We start from the raw sequence: 19987 nt of genomic DNA, 5'->3' as shown, positions 1-19987 counted from the left end.
GATGTCCGGCGCGCGAGCGTTTGGAACGATATGACCGATAGCAACTCCCCTCCCCGCAAGACGCTGGGTATCAAGACCCCCTCCTCCACCTCGGACGCGCCGCGCAAGGCGACCCGTCCCGTGCGCGTGTCCGACCTGAACCGCAAGCGCGTGCAGGATGTGGTCACCGGCATCAAGCAGGCAAAGGAGCGCGCTTCCGAAAAGGGCAAGCGCAAGGCACCGGCCGAGGGCATGCAGCGCGCCGAACGCAGCGAGCGTCCGGCACGCCCTGCCCGGCCGCGCCCGGCCGATGGCGAACGCGCACCGCGCCGCTTCGGCGACGAGGATCGCGCGCAACGTCCGCGTCGTTTCGATGATGAAGGCCGTGCTGAACGTCCGCGCCGCTTTGAAGGCGAGAACCGCACCGAGCGTCCGCGACGCTTCGAAGGCGAGAATCGTCCGGAGCGTCCGCGTCGTTTTGAAGGCGAGAACCGCCCGGAGCGTCCGCGTCGTTTTGAAGGCGAGAATCGTCCGGAACGTCCGCGTCGCTTCGAAGGCGACAATCGCAGCGAGCGTCCGCGCCAGTTCAGCGATGACAACCGCTCCGAGCGCCCGCGCCGTTTCGAAGGCGAGAATCGCCCAGAGCGTCCGCGTCGTTTCGAGGGCGACAACCGCAGCGAGCGTCCGCGTCAGTTCAGCGATGACAACCGTGCCGAGCGCCCCCGTCGTTTTGGTGACGACACCCGTCCGCAGCGACCGCGTCGCGACGACGGCGCACCGCGTCAGGGCACCGCTCCGTCGCGGCGCTTCAGCGATAACTCGGATCGTGCGCGGCCGTTCCGTGCGGAACGCAGCGAACGTTCGGATCGCCCTGCGCCGCGTAGCGAAGCCGCGCCGGTGGAAGCGCGTGAAGACGGACTCGTCCGGCTGTCCAAGCGCATGTCAGAACTCGGCCTGTGCTCGCGCCGCGAAGCCGACGAGTGGATTCCGCTCGGCTGGGTGCTGGTCGATGGCAACCCGGTGACCGAACTCGGCACCCGCATCCGCCCGGATGCCGCGATTGAAATCAGGCAGGAAGCCCGTTCCGAACAAGGCGAACGTGTGACGGTGCTGCTGAACAAGCCGGTGGGCTATGTTTCCGGCCAGGCCGAAGATGGCTACGATCCGGCAGCCGTGCTGTTTGCCCCGGAAAACCAGTGGGAGAACGATCCCACGCGCAAGCGCTTTGCGCCGTGGCAACGCAAGAACCTGGCACCCGCTGGCCGCCTCGACATCGACTCCACCGGCCTGCTCGTGCTGACGCAGGATGGCCGCATTGCCCGCGCCCTGATCGGTGACGATTCGAATGTCGAAAAGGAATACCTGGTCCGCGTGGTGTGGGAATCGCCTGAGGGCCCGGTGGAGCGTGACATCAGCAAGGTGTTCCCGGAAGACATGCTTGAGCGCCTGCGTTTCGGCCTGTCACTGGACGGCGTGGTGCTAAAGCCAGCCAAGGTCAGTTGGCAGAACGAGGAACAGTTGCGCTTCGTGCTACGCGAAGGCCGCAAGCGCCAGATTCGCCGGATGTGCGAACAGGTGGGACTGCGGGTCGTGGGGCTGAAGCGCGTCCGCATGGGCCGCATCGCACTGGGCGATCTGCCGGTGGGGCAGTGGCGCTTCCTGGGGGCGTTCGAGAAGTTCTGAGGCTTCTCTCACTCACCTTGTTTTCTCCCCTCTCCCACTTGTGGGAGAGGGGCGGGGGTGAGGGCCAGCGGCTCAATCAACGACAAGTCGTAATTTGAACCTCGATGCCCTCACCCCCAACCCCTCTCCCGCCGTGCGGGAGAGGGGAGCAAAAACAGTGCAGAGGAAATACTCGACTCAATCGTCGTAATTCGCCGGCAACTCCGGAAACAGAATCTCCGTAAACCCAAACTTCGAAAAATCCTTGATGCGCATCGGGTACAGCGTACCGATCAGGTGATCGCATTCATGCTGGACGACGCGGGCATGGAAGTCTTCCGCCACGCGGTCAATCGGGTTGCCCTGCATGTCGAAGCCCGTATAGCGCAGTCGCACGTGGCGCGGCACCACGCCGCGCATGCCCGGGACGGACAGGCAACCCTCCCACCCATCCTCCATCTCGTCGGACAGCATCTCCAGCACCGGGTTGATCAGCACGGTCTTCGGCACCGTCGGCGCATCCGGATATCGCGGATTGCGGTCGAACCCGAAAATCACGACCTGCAGGTCCACGCCGATCTGCGGCGCGGCCAGGCCGGCGCCGTTGGCATTTTCCATCGTGTCGAACATGTCATCGATCAGCAGCCGCAGCTCCGGCGTATTGAATTGCGTCACGGGCCGCGCGTGTTGCAGCAGGCGTGCATCGCCCATCTTGAGGATTTCGCGAATCATTGTGCGTCTCCGCTGTTGTCGGCGTCAGATGCCGCTGCTCCGGCTTCGGCCAGCAGCTTGAGCATGCCGTCCTCGTCGAGCACCGGCACGTTCAGTGCCTGCGCTTTCTCGAGCTTGCTGCCCGCCTCGGCACCGGCCACCACGTAGTCGGTCTTCTTCGATACCGAGCCGGCCACCTTGGCGCCGGCGGCTTCGAGCCTTTCCTTTGCCTCCTCGCGCGAGAGCGTCGGCAGCGTACCTGTCAGCACGATGGTCTTGCCAGCCAATGGCAGCGGTGCCGCGCGGGCCGCTGGCTCCGATTCGACCCAGTGTACGCCCGCCGCACGCAGTTGCTCGATGACCTCGACATTGTGGTCTTCGGCCAGAAAGTTGGCGATGGATTGTGCGACAACGGGGCCCACGTCATTCACGTCGAGCAACGCGGCTTCATCGGCCGCCAGCAGGTTATCGAGCTTGCCGAAGTGCTTGGCCAGATCCTTCGCCGTCGCCTCACCTACGTGGCGGATGCCGAGCGCAAAGATGAAGCGGTTCAGCGTGGTTTCGCGCGACTTGTCGATGGCAGCGACGATATTCGAGGCCGACTTGTCGGCCATGCGGTCCAGCGCAGCGAGCTTGGCGACGCCGAGCTTGTACAGGTCCGCTGGCGTATGGACGATGCCGTTGTCGACCAGTTGCTCCACGACCTTGTCGCCGAGCCCTTCGATATCCATCGCGCGGCGCTGCGCAAAATGCAGCAGCGCCTGCTTGCGCTGCGCGGCGCAGATCAGGCCACCCGTGCAACGCGCGATGACTTCGCCTTCGAGTTTCTCCACATGCGAACCGCATACCGGGCAAGCCGTCGGCATGACGAACGCACGTGCATCGGCAGGACGGCGCTCCAGCACCACGGCCACGACTTCGGGAATGACATCCCCCGCGCGACGGACAATCACGGTATCGCCGATATGCACGTCCTTGCGGCGGATTTCGTCCTCGTTGTGCAACGTGGCATTGGTCACAGTCACACCGCCGACGAACACCGGTGCCAGTCGCGCCACGGGCGTGATCGCGCCCGTGCGGCCAACCTGCACTTCGATGTCTTCCACCGTGGTGGTCATCTCCTGCGCAGGAAACTTGTGCGCGAGCGCGAAGCGCGGTGCGCGCGAAACAAAACCAAGTTGCTCCTGCTCAGGGATGGCATTGACCTTGTAAACCACGCCGTCGATGTCATACGGCAACTGGTCACGGCGCTCGCCGATATCGCGATAGAAAGACAGCAAGCCCTCTGCCCCCCTCACTACGCGGTGCTCGCTGCAGACTGGCAGACCGAGATTGGCAAAACCCTCAAGCATCACGCTGTGCGTAGGCGGACGATCTGCACCTTGCAGTTCGCCCAGCCCGTAAGCGAAGAACGACAGCGGACGTTTTGCGGTAATGCGCGGATCAAGCTGTCGCAGGCTGCCTGCTGCTGCATTGCGCGGATTGACGAAAGTCTTCTCCTCGGCTTCAGCCTGTCGCGCGTTGAGCTTGTCGAAATCGGCGCGATACATGAAGACCTCGCCGCGCACTTCGAGCACGGCCGGTGCGTTGCCGCGCAGCTTTAACGGGATCGCCTTGATCGTCCGCACATTGGCCGTCACGTCCTCGCCGGTCTCGCCATCGCCACGCGTAGCGGCCTGTACGAGCTTGCCGTCCTCGTAGCGCAGTGACATCGCCAGTCCGTCGAACTTCAGTTCGCAGGAATATTCGACGGCGTTGTCTTCTGCGTCGGCCTTGCCGAACAGGTCATCGGCAGGCACGGTCACGGCCGTCTTGCCAAGGCCTTGCGCGCAACGGCGGTCGAAACTGACGACATCCTCGTCTTCGAAGCCGTTGTTCAGCGACAGCATCGGCACCCGATGGCGCACGGAATCGAATGCCGAGAGCGGCGCACCGCCCACGCGCTGGGTGGGCGAATCGTCCGTCAGCAGGTCGGGATGTTCGGTTTCAAGTGCCTGGAGTTCGCTGAACAGCGCGTCGTAATCCGCATCGGGAATCGTGGGCGCGTCGAGCACGTAATACTGGTAGCTATGACGATCCAGTTCGTCGCGCAGCCAATGCACGCGCTGAGCAGGTGTCGCATCGGCAGGCAATGCAGCAGCCGGCGCGGAGGCCGAAGCCTTCGCGCCCGGGGACGTGGCGGTCATTGTCGGCTCCGGTTACAGGCTGAACAGGCGCGTGGCCACGGGAGACCCGGCGGGCATGCCGCGCGCTTCGAGCTTCTCGTACAGCTTTTCGAGCTGATTGAAGATAGCCACGAACGATGCCTCGGTCAGCGGACGCATATTGTCGTCCACCAGTTGCGCGCCCATGCGCTGCGCGAGGCTATACCCATACTCGCAAACCGTCTTGAATGGCTTGATTGCATGGGATGCCTGCGGCACGTCGAGCAACAGCGTGATCTGGCGGCCCGCGTTCAGCGTCAGGTCGTCGCGCAGGAAGTTGGTCTCGCCAAACTGCAGCGTGAAGAGCGGCTTCTGCACGCCGTCCGCACCGGGCTCGTAGCGGATGAAGCGGGTGCCATCGCGCGACAGCACCAGGCCGTCCTGCGTGGCCACGCTCTGCACGTACGCGGCCGACCACGGCGCGCCATCGGAAATCACATTGACGCCCAACTGGACATCGGCACCGGCCGCAAACCCGTCGAGTTCGCGCGCGTTGGCAACAGTCTCGGTCATGTCCGGCAGATCGGCGGAAGCGTCGAGCGATTCGGCCAGCGCCTCCACGGCGTTCACGAATTCCGAGAATTCCAGCGCGTTGAGCGGGCCACTGCGGTTGGCCAGTTGCACGGCCACCTGCAGATCCTCGTACTGATGGCCGGCGGTCACCGGCTCCCAGGCATTGGCCTCGACGCGCAAGCCTTCGATATGGACCTGCTTGGTGCCTGCGCGACGCAGACGGCCCGTCAGCGGCAGGATACGGTCGCCGGATGCCTTGCGCTCCAGATGCATCGGCACGATGCAGTCCACCAGCGGATCGATCACGGCCGGCGTGGGCTGGCCGTCCATGACAGCCGGAGCGGGTTGCGCAGCCGCTGCGTGGGTTGCGGCAGGCTTCGTGCTGACTTCGGTCGCTGGCTCCCGTTCGTCCATCTCGGCCGCGTCAGTCACTTCCGCCGCATCGTGCACCGCCGACGGTGCAGCGGCCACGGCCACTTCATCGGCAACGATTTCGTCGGCATCGGCGGTACGTGCCGCAGACTGCGCGGCCGCCGTGGCAACGGCCACATCAGCCGGATCGTCGATTTCATCGCGCTGCGACGCCCCGCTTGCCTCGCCAAACGTCGGCTCGCGGCGCGCGATGTGCTCGGGCGCCGATTCCTTGAGCTTGGCCTGCGTCTCGGGATGCGTGGTCTTGCTGACGACCGGCTCGCGCATCGGCGGCAGATCGTCTTCGGGCATCAGCGGCCGGACACGGCGTGCCTTGTGGATCTGCCAGCGGTTATAGGCCACCAGCAGCAGGAGCAATACAACACCCGCAATGATCAGTGCGTTCTGCAGTTCCATCTTAAGCGGCCTCCGCCATCGATACGGCTGCATCCATATCCACTGCCACGATCCGCGAGACGCCTTGCTCCTGCATCGTCACGCCAATCAGTTGGTGGGCCATCTCCATCGCAATCTTGTTGTGGGAAATAAACACGAATTGAGTCTTGTCTGACATGCGCGCCACCATGTTGGCGTAGCGCTCGGTATTGGCATCGTCGAGCGGCGCGTCCACCTCGTCCAGCAGGCAGAACGGCGCCGGGTTCAGCTGGAACATCGCGAACACCAGTGCAATCGCGGTCAGCGCCTTTTCGCCACCGGACAGCAGGTGAATCGTCGAATTCTTCTTGCCCGGAGGCTGGGCCATCACCTGGACGCCGGCATCGAGGATTTCCTCGCCGGTCATGATCAGGCGCGCCTGGCCGCCACCGAACAGCGCCGGGAACAGTTCGCCGAAATGATGGTTGACCTGGTCGAACGTGCCTTGCAACAGCGCACGCGTTTCCTGGTCGATCTTGTTGATCGCGTCCTCGAGCGTCGTGATCGCGTCCAGCAAATCCGCCGATTGCGCATCGAGGAAGGTCTTGCGCTCGCGCGCGGCAGCCAGTTCATCGAGCGCGGCCATGTTGACCGGCCCAAGCCCGTTGATCAGGTTATTCAGCCGTGTGACTTCCCCTTGCAGGTACGACGGCTTCATGTCGCCGGTCAGCTTCTCGGCCAACGTGGTTTCATCCACTTCGGCCGTGGCCAGTTGCTCGGTGAACTGCTCCTGATTCAGGCGCGCGGCCTGCTCCTTGAGCTGGCATTCGGTGATGCGGTCGCGCAGCGGCTGCAAGCTGCGCTCGGCGGCCAGACGCTGCTCGTCGAACTGGCGCAACTGCGCAGACAGCGCATCGAGTTCGATACGCGCGGCCGACAGCTTCTGCTCCTTCTCGGAGCGGATTTCCAGCGCCTCGTGCAGGCCCGTGTTGGCGGTCTGCTCGTTGATCGTTTCGAGTTCGGCGCGCGCGTTCTCCAGGGATTCCGCAATGCGCTCGCTCTGGTCGGCCGCCATCTGGATATTGCGGCGCAGTTCGTCGATGCGGCCAGCCAGATTACGTTCGGCGAACGTGGCTTCCTGTGCGGCGCGTTCGAGATCGCGCAACTGCTGGCGGGCACCGGTCAGCTTGGCATCCAGCGCATCGAAGGCCATCTGCTGGTCTTCGTGCGAAGCCTGCAACTCGGCCAGTTGCGTGTCGTGTTGCTCGAAGCTCGCCTCGGACTCGGCGCGGATGGCACGTTGTTCCTCGATCTGCGCGTCGATTTCGTGCAGTTCCTCGCGGATCTGGTTGCTACGCGCCGAGAATCGCTCCATGGCCTGCGACAGCTTGAGCACATCCATCTGCAGTGCGTGCACGCGGCGCGTGGCCTGTTCGGCGCGCGCGCGGGCTTCGATCAGTTGCGTGCTGGCGTGCGTGTAAGCGGTTTCGGCGCGGACCGATTGAGACTTCGCTTCATCGGACAGCAGCATCTGGGCGCGCGACTGTTTCTGCAGGTTCTCGATTTCCTGCTCGCGGGCCAGCATGCCGGCCTGTTCCGAATCCGCCGCGTAGATCTGAATCGCATTGCGGCCGATCAGATGGCCTTCCGCCACCACGAACTGCGCGCCTTCCGGCAGCGAATTGCGCGCGGCGAGGGCCTGCGACATATCGGTGGCCGTGAACACATCGGCCAGCCAGTCCTGCATCACCGCACGAATGCCCGGCTCGGTGATCTGCACGAGCGCCATCAGCGGACGCAGCCCGGCAGGCGCTTCCACGGGACGCGCGGCGGCCGGCGGTGCGTAGAACGCGAGCTTGGCGGGCGGGGCATCACCAAGGAAACCCTTCACCCAGTCGAGATTCGAGACTTCGAGCGCGGCCAGCTTCTCGCGCAGCACCGATTCCAGCGCGTTTTCCCAGCCCGGCTCGATATGAACCTTCTTCCACAGACGCGGCAGTTCGGCCAGGCCATGGCGCTCCAGCCACGGCTGCACCTTGCCATCGGTCTGCACGTTCTCCTGAAGCTGGCGCAGCGCAGACAGCCGTGCGTCCAGCGAGGCAATCGCAGCGGCCTCGCTCTGCACACGCTCCTGCGCGGCACGGCGCTCGGCATCGAGGCGCGGCACGGATTCCTCGGCGTCACCGAGCGTGCCCTGTGCTTCCTCAAGCGTGGCTTCCTGCTCGGCCAGATCCATGCGCAACTCTTCGAGCCGCACTTCATCCGGGCGATCCAGGCCCTTTTCTTCGCCTTGCAACCGTTCGCGGCGTTGCTCCAGTTGCTGCAGCATCTGGTTGGCGTTGCGCTGGTGCGCGGCTTCGAGCTTCAACGCCTGCTCGGCCTGCATGATGCCGCTGCGCTGGTCGTTAAGCTTCTGCTGCGCATCGCGCCACTGGGCTTCGAGCGTCGGCAGCTCGTCGCTCTTTTGCGCAACGGTTTCCTGTGCCTCGATCGTGCGGGCCTCGGACAGCGCCAGGTCTTCCTCGGCCTGGGCGATGTCTTCACCGGCCTGGTCTGCCTTGCCCTGCCATTGTTCGCGCTGCGTACTCAGCGCGGCGATCTGCGCCTGCAGACGGTTGCGCGATTCCACGACATAGCGGATCTCGGCTTCGAGCTTGCTGACTTCGGCATTGGCTTCGTAGAGCGCGCCCTGTGCGACATGCATGCCATCCGACGCCGCGTAGTGGGCCGCGCGCATGGTTTCGAGTTCCGCCTCGACATGGCGCAGTTGTGCGGTCTGGGCTTCGAGATCGATCTGCGCCTGGTCGATGGCGCGGGCGTGGCGTTCCTGCTCGGCCTGTGCCTCGCGCTTGCGCAGCAGCCACAGCAGGTGCTGCTTCTCTTCGCCTTCGGATTGCAGTTGCTTGAAGCGCTGTGCCACTTCGGCCTGGCCTTCGAGCTTGTCGAGGTTGCTGCCCAGCTCGCGCAGGATGTCCTCGACGCGTGTCAGGTTCTCGCGCGTATCGCCAAGACGATTCTCGGTCTCGCGGCGGCGCTCCTTGTACTTGGATACGCCCGCGGCTTCCTCCAGGAAAATCCGCATGTCATCGGGCTTGGCCTCGATGATCCGCGAGATCATGCCCTGCCCGATGATCGCGTAGGCGCGTGGACCGAGGCCGGTGCCCAGGAAGATGTCCTGGATGTCCTTGCGTCGGACCGGCTGGTTGTTGATGTAGTAGGAAGACGTGCCATCGCGCGTCAGCACGCGCTTGACGGCCACTTCGGCATATTGGCTCCACTGGCCGGCAGCGCGGCCCTCGGCGTTGTCGAATACCAGTTCGACACTGGCGCGGCCCGCCTGCTTGCGCGCCGTGGAGCCGTTGAAGATCACGTCCTGCATGGATTCGCCACGCAGCTCCGATGCGCGTGATTCGCCGAGCACCCAGCGCACCGCATCGATGATATTGGATTTGCCGCAGCCGTTGGGACCTACGATGCCCACCAGCTGGCCAGGCACTTGGAAATTGGTGGGATCGACGAAGGACTTGAAGCCCGCCAGTTTTATCGAGGACAGTCGCACGGTTGTCGTGTGGTTTGGGCGATACGGAATGGAATGCCGGGCCAGTGCCAATGCCGCGGCGGAAGTAACGTCTTCACCGCAAATAGCCTGCTGCACCCGCTAGATTGGGGCTAATCATACCATCGCCAAACCGCTCGCCGGCCGCTTTATCGCCCGTTGCGCACACCCCTCAACATCGTCTTGACGAGACAGAAAACTGTTCTCTTTCCGTGACTTACCCACCATGTTGCAAGCTTTTTCGAGCCTTGCGACGGGATTCGCAGAAATGTCACAGTCCGATTGGCGACTGAAACTCCCTAGGGTTAATGCTAGTCTCCCGAAATGCCTGCGTGATCCCGGAGTCCTTCGGGTCGAGCGCATTTCCCGCCGCCCCCGGTTCCTGCCTGGCGCCGTGGCGGCTGCAGCTGAAGTCCATTGCAGCAGCCTGGAGGATTCGAGCATGACCGTACCGCAACCGGCGCCGCCGCCGGCTGAACTGTCCTGGTCTTTGGCCGACATCGACTACGCATCGATCGATATCGCCAGCGTGCGCGACAATCGCACATTGTTCTACCTGCTCACCGCCGCTTCCTTCATCGAAAGCGGGTCTGATACCTACGCCAGCAATCTCTCCACGTATTTCGCCGATGTGCCCGACGCCGCCGCGTGGCTGGCGCAACACTGGGAATCGGAGGAACTGCAGCATGGCCTGGCATTGCGCCGTTACGTGGCCCATGTCTGGCCCGAGTTCGACTGGCAGCGCGGCTATGACCGATTCTTCGCCGAATACAGCAAGACCTGCTCGATCGATAACTTCGAACCTTCGCAGGCATTGGAAATGGCCGCTCGCTGCGTGGTGGAAACCGGCACGGCCACGTACTATCGCGCCCTCGAACAGGCCAGCGCTGAGCCGGTGTTGCGCGACCTGAGCCGTCGCATCGCCAACGACGAAGTCCGGCACTACAAGTATTTCTTCCGCTATTTCAATACCTTGCGTGAACGGGAGCAACTCGGACGCCGCAAGGTGTTCGTCGCGTTGGCGCGCCGCCTTCTCGAAATCAAGAACGAGGATGCCGAGATCGCCCTGCGCAATGTACTGCGTATCGAACAAGGCCGCGAAGACGTGGCGGAGCGCGAGGTCCGCGCTCTTAACTCCCGCTGCAGCGCGGTGGTCCGCCGTCACCTGCCCATCGAGATGACCGTGCGCATGCTGTTGCGGCCGCTGCACCTGCACGCCCGCTTCGAGGATCTGGTCCGCCGTCCGATCGTGGCGATGGTGTCGCGGGTGATGCTGTATTGAGCAGCGCCATGCGGGCCGGCCAGGTCCGGCGAGGGCCCGACGCGTCACCGCCGGACGCCACTACGGCGGCGGGCGGCATTCCTTTATAATGCTGCGTTTCCACCGCCCCATCGCCTGCCACCGTGAATCCGCGCCTCGACCTGCTCCAGACCTATCCTTTCGAGAAATTGCGCGTGCTGGTGGCCGATGTGAAACCCGCCGACAAGCCGGCGATCAGTTTTGGCATTGGCGAACCCCGGCACCCGACGCCGCAGTTCATCAAGGACGCGATGACGGCCTCCCTGTCCGGTCTCGCCGTCTATCCGGCCACGGCAGGTACCGAAGCGCTGCGCAAGACCATCGCCGGCTGGCTGGAGCGCCGCTACGGGTTGCCGAAGGTCGATGCGGCCACCGAGGTGCTGCCGGTCAGCGGTTCGCGCGAAGCACTGTTTGCCTTCGCCCAGACCGTGATCGATGCCAGCCAACCCGATCCGCTGGTGGTGTGCCCGAACCCGTTCTATCAGATTTACGAAGGCGCGGCCCTGCTGGCCGGGGCGCGGCCGGTATTCGCCAACAGCGATCCGGCGCGCAACTTCGCGCCTGACTTCGACCAGGTCGATGCCGATGTCTGGCCGAAGGTGCAACTGCTGTACGTCTGCTCGCCCGGCAATCCCACGGGTGCCGTGCTGTCGCTCGATGACTGGAAGCGCCTGTTCGCCCTGTCCGATCAATATGGCTTCGTGATTGCCTCGGACGAGTGCTACTCCGAGATCTATTTCGACGAAGCCAACCCGCCGCTGGGCGCGCTGGAAGCTGCCCACAAGCTCGGACGCGGGTTCGAGCGGCTCGTGATGTTCTCGAGCCTGTCCAAGCGTTCGAACGTGCCGGGCCTGCGCTCTGGCTTCGTGGCCGGCGATGCTGCAATCCTCAAGAAATTCCTGCTGTACCGCACCTACCATGGCGCGGCGCTGAACCCCGCTGTACAGGCCGCCAGCGTGGCCGCATGGGATGACGAAGCGCATGTGCGCGAGAACCGCGCCGCTTACGTGAAGAAGTTTGCCGAAGTCACGCCGATGCTGGCCGAAGTGATGGACGTGGCCCTGCCGGATGCCGCGTTCTACCTGTGGGCCGATATCTCCCGCACTGGCCTCTCCGACACCGAGTTCGCGGTGCGCTTGCTGGCCGAGCAGAACGTGGCGGTCCTGCCCGGGAGCTATCTTGCCCGTGAGGCGCATGGTGTGAATCCGGGCCAGAACCGGGTGCGCATGGCGCTGGTTGCCACGCCTGACGAATGCGTCGAAGGTGCGCGCCGGATCGTTGAATTCTGCAAGTCGCTGGCCTGAGCCGGCGCAGTACGTTCTACCGCATCACCGATTGAACGCCCCGGCGCCGGGGCAAACGTTGCCGGCGCCGCATTCCTTTCACCTATCAAATCGAGAACACACATCATGACGCAAGCGCTGCAAGCCCTGATCGATCAAGCCTGGGAAGACCGCACCAGCCTGAGCCCGAAGTCCGCCCCGAACGATATCCGTGAAGGCGTGGCCAACGTGATTTCGCAACTGGACGCCGGCACGCTGCGCGTGGCCGAGAAGCAGGGTAGCGAATGGATCGTCAACCAGTGGGTCAAGAAGGCCGTACTGCTGTCGTTCCGTCTGGAAGACAACGCGCCGATGAGCGCTGGCGGCTTCGCCCAGTTCTACGACAAGGTGCCGACCAAGTTCGCCAACTGGTCGCAGGAAGACTTCGCCCGCGCCGGTTTCCGCGTGGTGCCGCCGGCCGTGGCCCGCCGTGGTTCGTTCATCGCCAAGAACGCCGTGCTGATGCCGTCGTACGTGAACATCGGCGCCTATGTGGATGAAGGCACGATGGTCGACACGTGGGCCACCGTCGGTTCGTGCGCCCAGATCGGCAAGAACGTTCACCTGTCGGGTGGCGTGGGCATCGGCGGCGTGCTGGAGCCGCTGCAGGCCAACCCGGTCATCATCGAGGACAACTGCTTCATCGGCGCGCGTTCGGAAGTGGTGGAAGGCGTGATCGTCGAAGAAAATTCGGTGATCTCGATGGGCGTGTACCTGGGCCAGTCGACCAAGATCTATGATCGTGAAACGGGCGAGATCCACTATGGCCGCGTGCCGGCCGGCTCGGTCGTGGTCGCTGGCAACCTGCCGTCGAAGGATGGCAAGTACAGCCTGTACTGCGCCGTGATCGTGAAGAAAGTGGACGCGCAAACCCGCGCAAAGACCAGCCTGAACGATCTGCTGCGCGGCGACTGATCGCCCCTCGCTGGTTACGCTGTTACGCCGTTTGTTGTCCGAGCCGCCGGCCCTGCCGGCGGCGATGCAAGCCCCGCCGATGCCATCCCTCCGCAAGCGACTCATGGCCCTCGACCCCGCCACCGTCAGCACCGTGCTCTCCCTGCTCCCCACCATTCTCGAACAGGCCAACAAGACCATCGACCGGTTCAAGAAAGGCAAGCGCAAGGAAGACGGCGCGCCATCTGAATCTGCCGAAGCTGCCGAGCCACGCGACGCCGCAGCCCGCATCGCCGAGCTGGAAGCCGTTGCCATGCAGCAGGCCGAGGCCGTCAAGATGCTGGCCGAGCAGCACGCCATCACCATCGAGGCCCTGCGGAAAGAGGCAGCGCGCCTGGATCGGCGCCTGCGCCTGATGACGGGCGTGGCCATGGCCGGCGTGGCGCTGGGCCTGGGCGGGCTCGTGATTGCCCTTAACCTGCTGTTCCGTTGATTTTCGGAGCCCCGACACCATGACCGTCCTGCTCTACGGCATTCCGAACTGCGACACCGTCAAGAAGGCCCGTACGTGGCTGGATGCGAACGGGGTCGATTTCACGTTCCACGATTTCAAGAAGCAAGGCATCGATGAAAAGATGCTGCGCGCCTGGCTCAAGCACGTGCCGCTGGCAACCTTGCTGAACAAGAAAGGCACGACGTATCGTGCGCTGTCCGATGCGGACAAGGCCAAGGCCGAGAGCGAAGCCGGCGCCATCGCACTGATGCAGGCCAGCCCCTCGCTGATCAAGCGCCCCGTACTGGATCGCGACGGCAAGGTCAGCGTGGGTTTCTCCGCTGACAATTACGCCTCGCTGTTCTGAAGTTTTCTGTAGACACCATGAATCCGACCCTTGCCCTGACCGAAGACCTGATGCGCCGCCGCTCGGTCACCCCCGCCGACGAAGGCTGCCAGGCTGTGCTCGAAACGCGCCTAAAGGCGATTGGCTTCACCTGCGAGAACCTCGTCAGCGGCCCCGACACGTTCCGCGTGACCAACCTCTGGGCGGTCAAGCGCGGCACGCAGGGCACAGCCGGAAAGCTGTTGGCCTTCGCCGGGCATACCGATGTGGTGCCTACGGGTCCGGTCGAGCAATGGTCCTCCGACCCGTTCGAGCCGACCCACCGCGACGGCAAGCTCTACGGCCGGGGTGCCGCCGACATGAAGACTTCAATCGCCGGCTTCGTGGTGGCCTGCGAGGAATTCATCGCAAAACATCCCGATCACGCAGGTTCCATCGCCTTCCTTATCACCAGCGACGAGGAAGGCCCGGCGCATGACGGCACCGTCAAGGTGGTGGAAGCGCTGAAGGCCCGTGGCGAGCGTCTCGACTATTGCGTGATCGGCGAGCCGACTTCGGTCGATACGCTCGGCGACATGGTGAAGAATGGCCGTCGCGGGTCGCTGTCGGGCAAGCTCACCATCCAGGGCGTGCAGGGCCATATCGCGTATCCGCACCTGGCACGCAACCCGATCCATCAGGCTGCGCCGGCACTGACCGCGCTGGTGGCCGAGACCTGGGACCAGGGCAACGAGTACTTCCCGCCGACCACGTGGCAGATGTCGAACATCCACGCCGGCACGGGCGCCACGAACGTGATTCCGGGCCATGTGACGATCGATTTCAATTTCCGTTTCTCGACGGCGAGCACGCCTGAGCAACTGAAATCCCGCGTGCACGCCATCCTCGATCAGCATGGGCTCGAATACACGCTGGACTGGACGCTGGGCGGCGAGCCGTTCCTGACGCCGCGTGGCGATCTGTCCGATGCGCTGTCGGCAGCGATCTCGGCCGAGATGGGCGTGACCACCGAACTGTCGACCACGGGCGGCACCTCGGACGGCCGCTTTATCGCGAAGATCTGCCCGCAGGTCATCGAGTTCGGGCCGCCGAATGCCAGCATCCACAAGATCGATGAACACGTGGAAGTGCGCTTTATCGAGCCGCTCAAGAACGTCTATCGCGGCGTGCTGGAACGCCTGATCGCCTGAGCCTCACCCATCATTACCGCTGACACCATGGCAACGACTTCTCCCCTGCAAACCGTGCGCGACCTGCTGCGCCTGGCCGTTTCGCGCTTCACGGCCGCCCGGCTGTCCTTCGGCCACGGCAGCGCCAACGCCTACGATGAAGCGGCCTATCTGGTGCTGCATACGCTGAACCTGCCGCTGGACACCCTCGATCCTTTCCTCGATGCACGCCTGCTGCCCGAGGAAGTGGATGCGGTGCTCAAGGTCATCGACCGCCGCGTGACCGAACGCGTTCCGGCCGCCTACATCACGCACGAAGCGTTCATGCACGGCCTGCGCTTCTACGTGGATTCCCGTGTGATCGTGCCGCGCAGCTTTGTCGGCGAACTGCTGCATGACGGGCTGGAGCCGTGGATCGGTGATATCGAAAAGATCGGCCCCGTGCTCGAACTCTGCACGGGTTCCGGCTGCCTGCCGATCATCGCTGCACACGTCTGGCCGAACGCGAAGATCGACGCGGTGGACATCTCTCCCGATGCGCTGGCAGTGGCCCGCCGCAATGTGTCCGACTACAAGATGGAAGGCCGCATCTCGCTGTACGAGGGCGATCTTTACGCGCCGCTGCCGTCGGGCGCCACCTATGACGTGATCCTGACCAACCCGCCTTACGTCAACGAACAGTCGATGCGCGAACTGCCTGCCGAATACCAGGCCGAACCGCGCATTGCGCTGGCCGGCGGCGACGACGGGATGGACATCGTGCGCCGCATCGTCGCGGGCGCCAAGAAGCGCCTTAACCCGGGCGGCGCGCTGGTAGTGGAAATTGGTAACGAACGCGCGTATGTCGAAGCGGCCTTCCCGGATCTGGAAATCGTCTGGCTGTCGGTCAGCGCGGGGGACGACCAGGTGTTCCTGGTGACTTACGAAGCGCTGCCTGATTGAAACTCCGCAGCAAACAATAAAAAAACGCGCCGTGACATCCACGGCGCGTTTTGACTTGGCGCCTCGAAAACGCGCCCGTCTCCCGGCGTCATCCGCATGGCGCAGGCCCTATCAATTCGGCCCCACCGAATAGATCGTCCCATTCGACGATACCTGGTAGTAATCCGCTCCCACGCCTACCCAGTGATGACCCTTTCTCGGCGCGGGCAGGTTGTAGTCCTTGTACTTGTCGATCACGTACTGACGATCCCGAAACTCGGTTGGCAGCTTGTCGCCCTTCTGCCAGGTCTTGGGGGTGTACGGCGACTGCGCGCCCATTGGCATGTTGCCGGAGGGCGGCGGCATGCCTTGCCGCATGCCGGGGTCCTGCATGCCCTGGCCCGGACCGCCGCGCATGCCTGGCGTCATGCCCGGGCTTCTTCCGCCGCTCGCGGGCGGCATTGGCTGTGCATTCGGCGGCATCGCGCCGGCCTGGCCCGGTGCGGGCATCGGTCGCGGACCGGACGGCTGGGGTTGTCCCGGCATCGGCTGCGGTTGCTGGGCTTGCGCGATGGGCGCCGCCAGCATGCCTAGCGCGATCAGGACAGCGGGAATCAACGTCTTCTTTTGCATCGTGATCTCCTCACAGATGGAAGATGGAACACGTCAGACTGCCCGCGAACCGGACAGTCCCAACCAAGCTTAGTAGCAAATGCGAGGCCCGCATAAGGCGGAGCCCATGCCCCTCATCGCTCGCATCGAAATTTGTCCCATATATTCAACAGGTTGGGAAATAAATAGGGTTCGGATCACTTGGCTTCGTGATCACTCGGTACCGCTATCAGGTGTAGTTTTGCCGGTAGATTTGATACCCGCGCCGGTAGCATCTGCAAAACGGAAACGCGGCCTCGCCTGCGGCGCGCGCAGGCCAGCCATGCGCTGGCGTCATGGCTGCATGCGCAGAATTCGTTTTTCGTGTCACGGTGCCGCCCCTAAGATCGCCCGAAGCCTGCCAGCCGTCCGATCCTGGTGCTGGACAGAGGGCTATCAAAGGAAGAGAGAGACATGCAAGCCAGCGCCCCCGCCTACGCGGACACGGGGCCCCAGGTCGGGGTCACGCAACGCCGCCGCGCCATCATCGCCACGGTGATCGGCAACGGACTCGAGTGGTTCGACTTCACGGTGTACAGCTTCTTCGCCGTGATCATCGCCAAACTGTTTTTTCCCACTGGTAACGACCTGTCGTCGCTGTTGCTGGCCGTGGCCACGTTCGGCGTGGGCTTCTTCATGCGTCCGGTGGGCGGCATCATCCTCGGTGTCTACGCAGACCGCGTGGGCCGCAAGGCAGCGTTGTCGCTGACCATCCTGCTGATGGCGGCTGGCACCACGCTGATCGGCATCGCGCCGACGTATGACCAGATCGGTGTGTTCGCGCCGATGCTGATCGTGATTGCGCGTCTGATGCAGGGGTTCTCTGCCGGTGGCGAGATGGGCGGCGCTACCGCATTCCTGACCGAATACGCGCCGGAGAAGCAGCGCGCCTACTACTCGAGCTGGATCCAGGCGAGCATCGGCGTGGCCGTGTTGCTGGGCGCTGCGGTGGGCACGTTCGTCACGTCCACGCTGAGTGCCGAAGCGCTGAATAGCTGGGGCTGGCGCCTGCCGTTCCTGATCGGCATGATCATCGGACCGGTTGGCTTCTATATCCGCCACAACCTCGACGAAACGCCGACGTTCCAGGCCACGACCGACAAGACCGATTCGCCGCTGACCGAAGTGCTGCGCGACTATCCGCGCCAGACCGCCGCCAGCTTCTCGATGGTGATCCTGTGGACGGTCTGCACCTACGTGCTGTTGTTCTACATGCCGACCTACTCGGTGAAGGTGCTGAAGGTGCCGCAGTCCACCGGCTTCATCGCCGGCATGGCGGGCGGCCTGGCCATCCTGGTGTTCGCGCCCATCGTGGGCATGCTGGCTGACCGCTATGGCCGTCGCCGCTTCCTGTCGGGCGCTGCCGCGCTGATCTTCGTACTGGCATGGCCGATGTTCGTCTACATCAACCAGGCACCGAGCCTTGCCACGTTGCTGGTGTTCCAGCTGGTCTTCGGCGTGCTGATTGCCGCGTACACCGGCCCGATCCTGGCCGCGTTCTCGGAAATGTTCCCGGCCAAGGTGCTGTCCACGGGTCTGTCGGTGTCGTACAACCTCGCCGTGACGATCTTCGGCGGCTTCGCGTCGTTCTTCATCACGTGGCTGATTGCCAGCACGGGCAGCACGATGGCCCCGGCGTTCTACGTGATGATCGCCGCTGCCATCAGTTTCTTCGGCACGCGTCTGGTGCGCGAGCCCGCCTATCTCCAGAACAAGTAACACCATGACCCAGATCCTGCTCAAGGGCGGCAACGTCCTCGATCCCGTGCGCGGCGCCCTGCTGCCGCGCCATGATGTGCTGATTGACGGCGAGCGCATCGTCGAAGTGTCCGCCTCGGCCATCCACGCGCCCAATGCCCGCGTGATCGACGTCACCGGCAAGACCGTGATGCCGGGCCTGATCGACCTGCACGTCCACGTGCTGGCCTCGCTGGCTAACCTCGGCCTGAACGCTGTGCAACCGAACGTGCTGGTGGCGTTCCGCGCCATGCCGATCATGCGCAGCATGCTCGAACGCGGATTCACGACCGTACGCGATGCGGGCGGCGCCGACTGGGGCCTGTCCCAGGCGGTAGCCACGGGGCTGATTCCCGGCCCGCGCATCTTCCCGTCGGGCAAGGCCCTGTCGCAGACCGGTGGCCACGGCGATTTCCGTCCGCGCTCCGATACGCTGGAGCCCTGCTCCTGCGCCTTCCGTGCCGGCGCGATTGCGCGCGTGGTGGATGGCGTGGACGCCGTGCGTCTGGCTGTGCGCGAGGAAATCCAGAAGGGCGCCACGCAGATCAAGATCATGGCCTCGGGCGGCGTGGCATCGCCGACCGATCCCATCGGCAATACGCAGTACAGCGAGGACGAGATCCGTGCGATCGTGGCCGAAGCCGAGGCTGCACAGACCTATGTCATGGCCCACGCCTACACGCCGCGCGCGATTACCCGCGCCGTGCGTTGCGGTGCGCGCACCATCGAGCACGGCAACCTCGTGGATGCCGCAGCGGCACGCGTGATGCGCGAGCATGGCGCTTTCGTAGTGCCGACGCTGATCACCTACGACGCCCTGGCGCGTGATGGTGCGCGTCTGGGCCTGCCGCCCGACTCCGTGGCCAAGATCGAAACCGTGCGTCAGGCCGGCCGCGACTCGCTGGCCATCTACGCCGAAGCCGGTGTGAAGATGGGCTACGGCTCCGACCTGCTGGGCGAGATGCATCAATACCAGTCCGAGGAATTCCTGATCCGCGCCGAACTGCTCGGCAATGCGGAAGCCGTGCGCTCGGCGACGTCGATTGCCGCGGAAATCCTGCAGCGTGAAGGCGAACTCGGCGTGATCCAGGCCGGCGCGATTGCCGACGTACTGGTGGTGGATGGCGATCCGCTGAAAGACATCGGCGTGCTGGCAGGTCCGCAGGCAAAGATCGAGGTGGTGATGCAGGCGGGGAAGGTTTACGCAGCTTGAACCAGTTTGCTCCCGGTGTTAACTCCCCTCTCCCGCATGCGGGAGAGGGGCGGGGGGTGAGGGCATGGCGGTTCTGCTTGCCGAACTTGGAAGTTTGAACCGCCGACCCGGGCCTGTCAGGAATTTTGTGTGTAGGGCATAACATGTCGTTAAGGAGCATGTATGCCACGCAAACCGAAAGCCCCATTGCGGGAATTGCCCGCCATCCCGAAGGAATTGATTGATCAGTTCGTCAAAGGCCCGATGACCGCCGAGGCGGTGCAGGATGCGGCCATGGCGTTCAAGAAGGCGCTGATCGAGCGTGCGCTGGGTGCCGAACTGGGCCATCACCTGGGCTATCCAGCCGGTACCGAGCGCCCGGCAGAGACAACCAATCAGCGCAACGGCAAGAGTGCCAAGACGGTGCTGACCGAGGATGGGCCGCTGCGCCTGGACATCCCGCGCGATCGGGATGGCAGCTTCGCTCCGATCTTGATCCCCAAGCACGAGCGGCGCTTCACGGGGTTCGATGACAAGATCATCGCCATGTA

The 19987-nt window shown here is 64.1% G+C and carries 16 protein-coding genes; 11 read left to right on the top strand and 5 right to left on the bottom strand.

Going from position 1 to position 19987, the window contains the following annotated elements; genetic code table 11:
• Nucleotides 1–30 precede the first annotated feature (30 nt).
• Nucleotides 31–1662 (top strand): pseudouridine synthase, encoded by a 1632-nt coding sequence (locus FFS21_RS09560; protein ID WP_137924591.1) that lies wholly within the window; start codon nt 31–33, stop codon nt 1660–1662.
• A gap of 177 nt (nt 1663–1839) precedes the next feature.
• Here FFS21_RS09560 and def read toward each other — a convergent pair whose 3' ends face one another.
• The 4 genes from def to smc are packed head-to-tail and all read right to left on the bottom strand — an operon-like array spanning nt 1840 to nt 9414.
• A complete protein-coding gene (def, locus tag FFS21_RS09555) occupies nt 1840–2373 on the bottom strand; it encodes a peptide deformylase (RefSeq protein WP_137924590.1) in 534 nt (177 codons plus the stop codon).
• On the bottom strand, nt 2370–4538 hold the full coding sequence (gene ligA / locus FFS21_RS09550; RefSeq protein ID WP_137924589.1) for an NAD-dependent DNA ligase LigA: 2169 nt from the start codon (nt 4536–4538) through the stop codon (nt 2370–2372). Before ligA ends, def begins: the two co-directional genes overlap by 4 nt.
• Before the next feature lie 12 nt (nt 4539–4550).
• On the bottom strand, nt 4551–5897 hold the full coding sequence (locus FFS21_RS09545; protein ID WP_137924588.1) for a cell division protein ZipA C-terminal FtsZ-binding domain-containing protein: 1347 nt from the start codon (nt 5895–5897) through the stop codon (nt 4551–4553).
• A 1-nt stretch (nt 5898) separates the two neighbouring features.
• Nucleotides 5899–9414, bottom strand: coding sequence for a chromosome segregation protein SMC (gene smc / locus FFS21_RS09540; RefSeq protein WP_137924587.1), 3516 nt, complete (start codon nt 9412–9414; stop codon nt 5899–5901).
• A gap of 439 nt (nt 9415–9853) precedes the next feature.
• Between smc and FFS21_RS09535 the strand changes: the two genes are divergently transcribed.
• The 7 genes from FFS21_RS09535 to prmB all read left to right on the top strand — a co-directional run bounded on the left by FFS21_RS09535 (nt 9854) and on the right by prmB (nt 15877).
• On the top strand, nt 9854–10693 hold the full coding sequence (locus tag FFS21_RS09535; RefSeq protein ID WP_137924586.1) for a ferritin family protein: 840 nt from the start codon (nt 9854–9856) through the stop codon (nt 10691–10693).
• 122 nt (nt 10694–10815) lie between these two features.
• Nucleotides 10816–12015: a succinyldiaminopimelate transaminase gene (dapC, locus tag FFS21_RS09530; RefSeq protein ID WP_137924585.1), complete on the top strand. Its 1200-nt coding sequence runs from the start codon at nt 10816–10818 to the stop codon at nt 12013–12015.
• Between the two features lie 105 nt (nt 12016–12120).
• On the top strand, nt 12121–12948 hold the full coding sequence (gene dapD / locus FFS21_RS09525) for a 2,3,4,5-tetrahydropyridine-2,6-dicarboxylate N-succinyltransferase (RefSeq protein ID WP_137924584.1): 828 nt from the start codon (nt 12121–12123) through the stop codon (nt 12946–12948).
• Between the two features lie 103 nt (nt 12949–13051).
• Nucleotides 13052–13420, top strand: coding sequence for a hypothetical protein (locus FFS21_RS09520; protein WP_237380107.1), 369 nt, complete (start codon nt 13052–13054; stop codon nt 13418–13420).
• A 19-nt stretch (nt 13421–13439) separates the two neighbouring features.
• Entirely contained in the window at nt 13440–13787 is a 348-nt protein-coding gene (locus FFS21_RS09515) for an arsenate reductase (RefSeq protein ID WP_137924582.1), read from the top strand.
• Nucleotides 13788–13804: 17 nt separating this feature from the next.
• Entirely contained in the window at nt 13805–14956 is a 1152-nt protein-coding gene (gene dapE, locus FFS21_RS09510; protein ID WP_137924581.1) for a succinyl-diaminopimelate desuccinylase, read from the top strand.
• Between the two features lie 27 nt (nt 14957–14983).
• Nucleotides 14984–15877: a 50S ribosomal protein L3 N(5)-glutamine methyltransferase gene (prmB, locus tag FFS21_RS09505; protein WP_137924580.1), complete on the top strand. Its 894-nt coding sequence runs from the start codon at nt 14984–14986 to the stop codon at nt 15875–15877.
• A gap of 111 nt (nt 15878–15988) precedes the next feature.
• Here prmB and FFS21_RS32895 read toward each other — a convergent pair whose 3' ends face one another.
• Nucleotides 15989–16489 (bottom strand): RcnB family protein, encoded by a 501-nt coding sequence (locus FFS21_RS32895; protein ID WP_237380109.1) that lies wholly within the window; start codon nt 16487–16489, stop codon nt 15989–15991.
• 432 nt (nt 16490–16921) lie between these two features.
• Between FFS21_RS32895 and FFS21_RS09495 the strand changes: the two genes are divergently transcribed.
• From FFS21_RS09495 to FFS21_RS09485, 3 genes are all read left to right on the top strand, one after another.
• A complete protein-coding gene (locus tag FFS21_RS09495; RefSeq protein WP_137924579.1) occupies nt 16922–18226 on the top strand; it encodes an MFS transporter in 1305 nt (434 codons plus the stop codon).
• 4 nt (nt 18227–18230) lie between these two features.
• The gene (locus FFS21_RS09490) at nt 18231–19457 is read left to right on the top strand and encodes a metal-dependent hydrolase family protein (protein ID WP_137924578.1); all 1227 of its coding nucleotides are present in this window, start codon (nt 18231–18233) and stop codon (nt 19455–19457) included.
• A 162-nt stretch (nt 19458–19619) separates the two neighbouring features.
• Nucleotides 19620–19987, top strand: a 368-nt coding sequence (locus tag FFS21_RS09485) for a transposase (RefSeq protein WP_171020361.1), incomplete at its 3' end; no start/stop codon positions are given.

The sequence above is a fragment of the Cupriavidus sp. 2SB genome (assembly GCF_005503625.1).
Lineage (GTDB): Bacteria > Pseudomonadota > Gammaproteobacteria > Burkholderiales > Burkholderiaceae > Cupriavidus.
The sequence above is the reverse complement of the archived record's forward strand: the minus strand, read 5'-3'. Positions and strand labels throughout refer to the sequence as shown.